Source organism: Mesorhizobium sp. M2A.F.Ca.ET.037.01.1.1, assembly GCF_003998075.1.
GTDB lineage: Bacteria > Pseudomonadota > Alphaproteobacteria > Rhizobiales > Rhizobiaceae > Mesorhizobium.
In genome coordinates this window covers 1-433 of record NZ_RZSA01001820.1, presented here as the reverse complement: position 1 = coordinate 433, position 433 = coordinate 1, and the positions used below count along the sequence as shown (strand labels likewise).

Genomic DNA, 433 nt, shown 5'->3' with positions numbered 1-433 from the left:
ATCGAATGCAGGCCGAAGGGCTGTTGCCGGCCGAATTCCGCCTGATGGCCGCTGCTCGTATAGGCGATGTAATCGCCCGAGACATTGCCGTTGACGTAGCCCTCGCTGTTCTTGGTGTTGTCGCTCGCCATGGCGTTGATATTGCGCCAGGAGAGCCCGGCATGGCCCGTGGGAACCTTGCGCAGGCCGCGCGTGGTGATGTCGTCGAAGCCGATGGTGCTGAGTGCCGCACCAGGCGCGAGGGCGGTGGGCGGGAGCAGGCCAAGATCGGTCGGATAGGCTGACAGCGCTAGCTGCCGGTCGAGACCGCCGCCGGTCACCACAATCGCATCAGCCTCGCCGGCAAGCGCGAAGCGGAAGCCTGCGCCGGGAACAAGCGTTCGGCTTTCAAGGACCTGGCCTTTGGCCATCACCGATAGCGTCGCCTCTATGG

General features: G+C 64.9%; 1 pseudogene. It reads right to left on the bottom strand.

The window, feature by feature from the left end:
- Window positions 1–413, bottom strand: a pseudogene (locus tag EOA27_RS39980) (hypothetical protein); the annotation flags it as partial.
- Between the last annotated feature and the right edge of the window lie 20 nt (window positions 414–433).